5 protein-coding genes and 1 pseudogene are annotated in these 8,464 nt (G+C 68.7%); 2 read left to right on the top strand and 4 right to left on the bottom strand.

Going from position 1 to position 8,464, the window contains the following annotated elements; all coding sequences use genetic code 11:
- Positions 1–110: 110 nt before the first annotated feature.
- From ltrA to JF597_RS04915, 3 genes are all read right to left on the bottom strand, one after another.
- Positions 111–1,862, bottom strand: coding sequence for a group II intron reverse transcriptase/maturase (ltrA, locus tag JF597_RS04905; protein WP_293989392.1), 1,752 nt, complete (start codon positions 1,860–1,862; stop codon positions 111–113).
- 883 nt (positions 1,863–2,745) lie between these two features.
- A complete protein-coding gene (locus tag JF597_RS04910; RefSeq protein ID WP_293989395.1) occupies positions 2,746–4,464 on the bottom strand; it encodes a serine/threonine-protein kinase in 1,719 nt (572 codons plus the stop codon).
- Between the two features lie 157 nt (positions 4,465–4,621).
- Positions 4,622–5,473 (bottom strand): menaquinone biosynthetic enzyme MqnA/MqnD family protein, encoded by an 852-nt coding sequence (locus tag JF597_RS04915; protein ID WP_293989398.1) that lies wholly within the window; start codon positions 5,471–5,473, stop codon positions 4,622–4,624.
- Positions 5,474–5,789: 316 nt separating this feature from the next.
- Between JF597_RS04915 and JF597_RS04920 the strand changes: the two genes are divergently transcribed.
- Positions 5,790–5,993, top strand: coding sequence for a cold-shock protein (locus JF597_RS04920; RefSeq protein WP_003992177.1), 204 nt, complete (start codon positions 5,790–5,792; stop codon positions 5,991–5,993).
- 96 nt (positions 5,994–6,089) lie between these two features.
- On the opposite strand, the pseudogene JF597_RS04925 reads toward JF597_RS04920, so the two are convergent.
- Positions 6,090–6,488: pseudogene (locus JF597_RS04925) on the bottom strand (helix-turn-helix transcriptional regulator); the annotation flags it as partial.
- A gap of 458 nt (positions 6,489–6,946) precedes the next feature.
- Here JF597_RS04925 and JF597_RS04930 point away from each other — a divergent pair.
- Complete coding sequence (locus JF597_RS04930; RefSeq protein ID WP_293989504.1) at positions 6,947–7,585, top strand: class I SAM-dependent methyltransferase; 639 nt, start codon at positions 6,947–6,949, stop codon at positions 7,583–7,585.
- Positions 7,586–8,464 lie beyond the last annotated feature (879 nt).

An 8,464-nucleotide genomic window follows, 5' to 3' on the forward strand; every position in this document is an offset into this window, starting at 1 on the left:
GGGTACAAGTCGGGTAGCCGGGATGCATTACTGCACCCCGGCCCCCTCAGAACCGTGCGTGCACCTTTCAATGCACACGGCTCAAGCTCGCCCCATGGGCCAGCGCAGTTTCACTTGGCCTGTGCGCCATCTTGAGCGTGTAGCTGTCGATGGCATGCGGAGTGCACGAGACGAAGATTGGTTCGATCGTCGGAACCGCCTTCTCTCCGGTAAACGAAGTGATGCTTGTGCAGCATCTTTTTCGAGGCCGCAAACCAGTTGATCCACTCGCGTGGACTGTCCGGTTCGTAATCGGCTCCGGCGATGAGCGCCTGATTGCAGAGCGGGCAGAGCCCCCTCTGCTTGTACGCCAAGGACAGACTTACCTTGTCCATCGGCGGTGGCGCCTTCTTACGGCGGCGTCCTTGCCAGTACTCGGCCAGGGCAGGGTCGTCGGGAGACGCCGCACCCTTAACCTGCACGTGGCGGACAATCTTGGTCCAGCCGAACTTGGGGAGATAGGCACCGCTGATGCGGTCCCCGAACACCCACTTGTCGTTTCTGGACTCGTTGAACCTGCCGAAGTATCTGTTGGCTACCCAGACCCTTGGCTTCTTCGGATGACTCCTTCTCCCCCACTCCCAGAGCAGCCCCCACAGATAGTTGTCGAGACTTGAGAATGTTCGAGAGGAAACCGCCTTCCGGTAGTACGCCGACCATCCGCGGATGATGGGCGTCAGCGCCCTTAGCATTCCCGCCGCATTGGAGCCTTGTAGCCCCTTCACTTCGGTGCGCAGGGTTGCCCGGAGTCTCTTGACAGCATCAGCACTTGGCTTGATGAGTAGCTTTCCGTCGTAGCGGCGGATGTTGAAGCCGAGGAAGTCGAACCCTTCCTCCATGTGGACGATTCGGGTCTTTCCTTCATTGAACCGCAGCCCTCTCGGCTCCAGCCACTCTGCCAACCGTTCCTTGATCTCTTCAGCTTCGGACTTGCTGTGGCACATGACCACAAAGTCATCCGCATAACGGATCAGGATCGGGGTCCTGGGAGCAGCCTTCGGCGCGTACGTCTTCGCCTCGGCTCCCCAGTACCGACACCCTGTTGCCTCCTCCATCCCATGAAGTGCCACATTCATCAGCAACGGACTGATCACACCGCCCTGTGGAGTTCCCTCCTCGGTTGGCGTGAAGCGGCCATCTTCGACCACACCGGCCCTCAGCCACGCACGGATGAGACTCCGACCGGGGAATCCCCCGACGGCGTCCATGAGGCGAGGATGGTCGATGCGGTCGAATGCCGCCGACAGATCAGCATCGAGAACCCAGAGGCGCTTGGCGCTCTTGCGTGCCGCAGCCCCGAAAATAGCCTCGATCGCGTCGTGGCACCCTCTCCCCGGGCGGAAACCATACGACCGGGGTTCGAAACGGGCTTCCCACTCGGGTTCCAGCGCATTCTTGACACGGGCCTGCATGGCCCGGTCCCGAATCGTCGGAATACCGAGCGGGCGTTGCTTCCCGTTACTCTTCGGGATGTACACCCGCCTGACCGGCATGGCTCGCCAGGGCTTCTCGACCCGATGGACCTCTGACGCGAGATCCCAACGGGCCTTGGGCGTTACCGCCTTCTTCCTGTCGACGCCGGCCGTCTTGCGGCCAGTACTCAGCTGGGACACTCGTCTCACGCTGACCAGCGTGTTGGAGTAGCTCCGCAGCATGAGCTTTTGCAGATTCCTGACCTTGGGCCAGTCCTCTTCCTGCACGGCCTTGAAGATCCGCTGTCTCAGTCGCCGTACTTCCCCCTCGCATCGGCTCCAGTCGACCTGGTGCCACAGCGCGGAGGCGTCCTCGGGTCCGTTCACCGGGCTGAGCGGCAGAGCAGACATGTCCACCGTCCTTCCGGTGTCTAACTTGCCCCTCGGTTCGGGCTTCTTCTCAGTTCACTTCAAAGGCTCACCTGGTTCACGTCTGCTCCCTTTCGGGCCGGGGAAATCCCCGTATCCGGCAGGTTATACGGGCACATTCACCCGACTTCCCTTTCCCTTTCGGGGACCGGCATTCGCTTCTTGAACCATCCTGTCCGGCTGAGGGATTCCGCTCTCCTTGCGGTCGGCCTACCAGATCCCTCTGGACCTCAACCGGGTTTCCACGTTCCGCACCGTCAAGGTGCGCCCGGGGAGGGTGCCCCCTTTTGCCCCGTGGCCAGCGGTGTTCACGAGCCTCGGGTCAGAACCCTCGGCTCCGCTTGACGCTTTCCAGCGCCCGGGCCATGACCGCCGCTGTTGCTCGACATCGGGCGGGTAACGCTGACGAGGCTTTGACAGGGGTTCACTTTCGTTCACCCTTCCGGACTGTCCCTCGGCCTGTGACGTCAGATGTCTTGACGTTCTTGGGCCTTGAGCACTCAGCTTCACACCCCGCCGTTACCAGCGACGCATGTGAGCGTGGGACCAGACCTCAGAACACTGGTCTGGGACAACCCAGTTGAACCCGAGTTATCCGCTTGAGCGGTGCGACCTCGTGTCGCACCCTGAAGGCGTACCGGAGCTGCATGACGAGCACAGTAGGCATACCGAACAAGCGCCGCCACCGAGAACATACGAGCGAAGCGTCACCGTCACCGAGCAGGGTCCGGCTCCGCCGGAACGACACCGCGACGCTCCCCGTCGCACCCACCTGATTCGCTTCACCCCCGGCGTGAACGCCGGAGCACTGCGAATGAATCCCGGTAGCCGTGCGCGGTCGTGCGGCGGGGGATCCCCGAGGCGTTCAGTCCCCCGCCTTCGACATCACCGCCACCGGGTTCCCCTCCGCCGAGCTGTCCGACGTGTAGACCAGGTCGCCGTGGCTCGGGGTCAGGTAGACGGTGTTCGTGCCGGGGTCGCAGCCGTCGTGGTTGCCCTTGGCGCCGGTGGAGGAGGCGATGAGCCGGGCGGCCGTCACCGCCCTCAGGGTGAGGATGTCCGTGCAGACCCCGCCCAGCTGGTCGGTCTGCCGCAGGCGCCCCAGCTCCTGCCCGACCGAGGCCTGTTCGACGGTGACCCGGAAGGTGCCGATGGGCAGGTTGCCGGACAGGGCGGTGGCCGAACCCTGCCAGGTGCCGAGGTAGGCGGCCGGGATCCGCCCGCCGCCGGAGGCGGACGACGCGGAGGTCGAGGGCGACTTGGCGGCGGCGCCCGCGTCACTGCCCCCCTCGCCGCCGTCGGTCCCGAGGAACGGCTTCACCAGGAACCCGACCCCGACGGTGACCACCGCCAGCGCGGCGGCCACCCCGAGCGCGACCGTACAGCTCACCCGGCGCCCGCGCCCGCCGGCGCCCGGCACGGCGGTCGCGGCGACGCTCACGGACACCTTGCCGGACTTCCCCGGCGTCCCGGGCGTCCCGGGCGTCTCGGGCGTCTCGGGCGTCTCGGGCGTCCCGGGCATCTCGGGCATCTCGGGCGTCGCCTCCGACGTGGGCACGGCGTCCTGCGGCTCGGGTACGGCCGCGGGCGGGACCGTCGGCGGCGGTCCGAACTCCCCGGCCACGGCCACGGAAGGGGTGCTGGACTCCACCGGCCCAAAGGCCGGTGCCGCGGCCGGCACGGCCTCCGCGGCCTCCAGGTTCAGCACCTCTACCGCGCTCCGGCTCACCCGCTCCACCAGCGCCCTGGGCAGCCACCCGCCGGCCACCAGCCGTGCGGCGCCCTCCGGAGCCAGCCGCCGGGCCACCTCCGCCGGGCCCGGCCGCCGTCCCGGCTCCTTCGCCAGGCAGGCCTCGGCCACCTCCCGCAGCTCACCGTCGAGCGAGCCGAGTTCGGGCTCCTCGTGGACGACCTTGTAGAGGAGGGCGGCCGAGGAGTCCCCGGGGAACGGCGGCGCCCCGTTGGCCGCGTACGCCAGCACCGCGCCGAGGGAGAAGACGTCCGCGGCACCCGTGGCGCCCTTGCCGAGGATCTGCTCCGGGGACATGTATCCCGGCGAGCCGATCGACACCCCCGAGGAGGTCAGGGACGCCGTGCCGTCGGTGGCACGGGCGATGCCGAAGTCGATGAGGAGCGGCCCGTCAAGGGTCAGAAGTACGTTCGACGGCTTCACGTCCCGGTGCACGAGGCCCAGTTCGTGCACCGCGGCCAGCGCCTCGGCGAGCCCCGCGCCCAGCGCCCGTACCGTGCGCGCGGGCAGCGGGCCGCCGTCGGTCACGGCGGCCGTCAGGGAGGGGCCGGCCGCGTAGGCCGTGGCGACCCAGGGCACGGGCGCGTCGGGGTCGGCGTCCAGGACGGAGGCCGTCCAGGCGCCGCCGACCCGGCGCGCGGCCTGCACCTCGCGGCGGAACCGGGCGCGGAACTCCTCGTCCAGCGCGAAGTGCGGGTGCACGATCTTGACGGCGACGGAGCGGCCGCCGGCCGAACGGCCCAGATAGACGCGGCCCATGCCGCCGGAGCCGAGCCGGCCGAGCAGCCGGTACGGCCCGACGGCCGTGGGTTCGTCGCCCGCGAGCGGCTGCATGCGCCCTCACCCCCCAGAGAGTCCGGCTGCAGCCTATTCGCTCCGCGCGCTATGTGGTTCTTTTGCCGCGGGCCGTGGGGACCGGTGGGGGCTGGTCGCGCCCGCGCGGCGGAGCCGCATGTCGACACAGCCCCGCGCCCCTTACGGGGCGCTCCTCTTACGGGGCGCTCAGTAGGTCGACCTTCACGTCCGGCGCGAACCCGGTCGTCGGGCCCACCCGGCGGGCGAACTCCGCCACCGCCGCCAGCTGCGGCGCGCCGAAGCTGAAGTCGAGGGTGGTGAAGTACTGGGCGAGGGTCGCCTCGTCGAAGGCCTCCCAGCGGGCGGCCTGTTCGGCGACCTTGGCGACCTCCTCCAGGGAGAGGTTGCGGGAGTCGAGGAAGGCGCCGTGCACCTCACGGGTGATGTGCGGTTCGCGCTCCAGGTAGTCCCGGCGCGCCGCCCACACCGCGAAGACGAACGGCAGGCCCGTCCACTCCTTCCACAGCGAGCCGAGGTCGTGGACCTTGAGGCCGTAGCGAGGGCCGTCCAGCAGGTTGGCGCGCAGGGCCGCGTCGCCGATCAGCACGGCCGCGTCCGCCTCCTGCATCATCAGGCTGAGGTCGGGCGGGCAGGTGTAGTAGTCGGGCTGGACGCCGTAGCGGTCGGCGAGCAGCAGCTGGGCGAGGCGGACCGAGGTGCGCGAGGTGGAGCCGAGGGCGACCCGGCGGCCGTCCAGCTGGTCCAGCGGCACCTGCGAGACGATCACGCAGGACATCACGGGGCCGTCGCAGCCGACGGCGATGTCCGGGAAGGCGACCAGGTCGCCGGCGTTGCGCAGGAACTCGACGAGGGTGATGGGCCCGATGTCGAGGTCGCCGCGTACCAGCTGCTCGCTGAGCTTCTCAGGGGTGTCCTTGGTCAGCTCGAAGTCGAGGAGGGTGCCGGTTCTCGCGAGCCCCCAGTAGAGGGGCAGGCAGTTCAGGAACTGGATGTGGCCGACGCGCGGCCGGGTGCGAGAATTGTCCACATCGCGAGACTAGACCCCGTGGGGTACCGTGCTTGGACCGCCCCCACCCCTGAAGCCTCGACCGTCCCCCGGTCAACCCACCCTCGCGGGCATTCAAACGTTCGGGTGACGTGATCTTGGCCTCTGTTGCTTTCGGCTGCCTACATGCTAGGCTCGCCGCAAGTTGCAGTTTGGTTTCCCTTGCAGTACAGAGCCTGCGGAGCATGTAACCGCGGGCTCTCGTAGTTTTCAGACGTATGCAGTTGTGCGGCACTTAGCTTGTTTTCACACTTGCAGGTTCTGGAGCAGGGCGACCCTTTGGGCCCAAGGAGGGCTTATGGCTACCGGAACCGTGAAGTGGTTCAACGCCGAAAAGGGCTTTGGTTTCATCGCCCAGGAAGGCGGCGGCCCCGACGTCTTCGTCCACTACTCCGCGATCAACGCCAGCGGGTTCCGCTCCCTGGAGGAGAACCAGCAGGTGAGCTTCGACGTCACGCAGGGCCCGAAGGGTCCGCAGGCGGAGAACGTCACCCCCGTCTGATTCCAGACAAACCAAGTCTGATCGCAGACTGAGTGCAGTACCCAAGGAGCCCCGCGCCGTCAGGCGACGGGGCTCCTGCCTTTTCCCCGCCGCCTGAATGTGCTGCATGACCAGCACGAACGTGGTGCGGGGCGCCAACGCCTCGTACACATGGGGAACATCGCCGCGATACGTCAGATGATCCCCGGGGTTCAATGCGACGGCTTCTCCGCGTGGCCTGGCCTTAACCCGCCCGCCGCATACGCCGAGATGCTCGACCGTTCCCGGAATGTGCGGCTCGGACTCCCGCGCCACCCCCGGCGACCAAAGCGTCTCCACGCTCGGGTTGCCGCCACCCGCCTCCGGCCGGGACAGCGTCGGCTTCGCGACACCGGCCCGTGTGGCCGGCTCGGACAGGGAGAGCCCGGCGCGGGCCCGCTCGCGCTTCAGCGACCCGGCGATCCACTCCATCGGAAGCCGGCCGGACCGCTCCGGCCGGTCGATCGCCTCGGACATCCCGTTCCTTCGCTCCATCGGTACGACCGTCCGCCTTGACGAACGCCACTTCTACTCGCTCATCGCAAAGAACACACGTTCGGCAAACCGGACGACCCGAAGGATGCGGACGACCCGCGCATGCACTCCTGGCCGGCCGGCGGAATCGCGGCCCGGCGGCGGGCCGGGTCCGGTGCCGCCGACCGCGCTGAACTGGGCCGGCCCCGCGTAGGCGACGAGGGACGGGGGCCTGGGCGGCGCCGTCGCAGGCGGCGCCCTCGGTGACTCTCGTCGTCCCGGCCGGAATCCCGGCCCTCCTCGCCCTGCTCTTTGGTGGGCCCGGCGCCGCACGGCGGGGTGGAGCTCCCGGCGCGGGTCCAGGAGCTGGCGTCGGCGGGGGCGGCGCCGCTGCGGGCGGCCGGGGTCGGCCGAGCGCTCCGGGGCGCTGTTGTCAGTGCCGCCCGTTAGGGTCCGCGGGCATGACCGCCGACTTCCTTACCGCCACCCGTACGTTCTACGACGCGATCGCCGAGGACTACGCCGACCGTTTCCGCGAAGACGTCTCCAACCGGCCCCTGGACCGCGCCCTGCTGGCCGCCTACGCCGAACTCGTCGGCCCGGGCGGCACGGTGGCCGACCTCGGCTGCGGCCCCGGCCGGGTCACGGGCCGGCTGGCCGGGCTCGGCCTCTCCGTCTTCGGCCTGGACCTGTCCACGTCGATGCTCGCCGTCGCCCGCCGCGAGAACCCGGACCTCCGCTTCGTCCAGGGCTCGATGCTGGAACTGGCCGTGGCGGACGGTGCCTTGGACGGGGTGGTGTGCTGGTACTCGTCCATCCACACCCCGGACGACCATCTGCCGCAGCTGTTCGGGGAGTTCAGGAGAGTACTGAGGCCCGGAGGCCACCTGCTGCTCGCCTTCCAGGTGGGGGACGCGGCGCGCCGGTTCGAGGACCCCTGGGGGCATCCGGTGGCCCTGGACTTCCAGCGGCGGCGGCCGGAGGAGATGGTGAGGCTGCTGACCGAGGCCGGTTTCCGGCTCCACTCCCGGACGGTGCGGGAAGCGGACGCGGGGTTGGCGGAGACCAGTCCGCAGGCGTATCTGATCGCCACCTCCTGACCTGCCGCCGCCTGGTTCTGCCCCTACGCCAGCCGCTCGCGCAGCAGCGTGTGCACGGAGACGGGTTCACGGCCGAGCAGTTGGGCCAGCACGGACCCCGGGTCGCGAATTCGCCCTCGCGGGCGGCGGTGTGAAGATGCGAAGGAGCTGGTCGGCCGTCTCGGCGGGTACGCCGCCGGCCACGAGGCGGGTGCGGAACGTCGCGTCCGGCGCGGTGGTCCGGGTGACGGTGCGGCCGGTGAACTCGCTTGCAAGGGCGGCGAGTTCGGCGAAGGCGAGCGCCTCCGGCCCGGTGAGCGGGGGCGTCGGCCCTCGCGCGGAGACACGACGCGCACCGTATGAACGTACGTCCTCGACGATCAGCGGCTGCTCTGGGCATCGAGAATGTCGACGCGAGCATAGGGGGACACCACCGTCATACTTTCTCATCCAACGGCGACGGAACTCATGTACAGCAATGCCGCGCCTTGCGAAGCCTTGCCGCCCCCTAGCCTGCGGAAAGTGCGCAACGGTCCAGAACTCGGTCACCGGAATATCTTCAAAGTCCACTTTTCCGTGAGCGCCCCGCAACGTATACCATGCAGCGAGTGCATCGCCGAAAACCAGCGCATCGGCCATGCGCCTGAGACCAGGCTCCTCTACCGCCCCCCAGAATCTCGGTGAGCTCCGGCCTCGAATTCTCCGCCCGCCCCGCAGGACCAGGTGCCCGCGCCCAGGGGATGCGGCGAGCACATCGGCAACGCGAAGGGCCGACGGGGACAGAGGCAGATGGCGCCGGCTGCGCGGCAGGCGCTGCCAGGCAGAGAGCAGCACCCCGGGGAACACACGGCGACGCTCACCCACCAGCCTCCGACGCAGCACCGTCCACCCACACCTTCA

Origin of the sequence: Streptomyces sp. (assembly GCF_019510245.1) — a bacterium.
Taxonomy (GTDB): domain Bacteria; phylum Actinomycetota; class Actinomycetes; order Streptomycetales; family Streptomycetaceae; genus Streptomyces.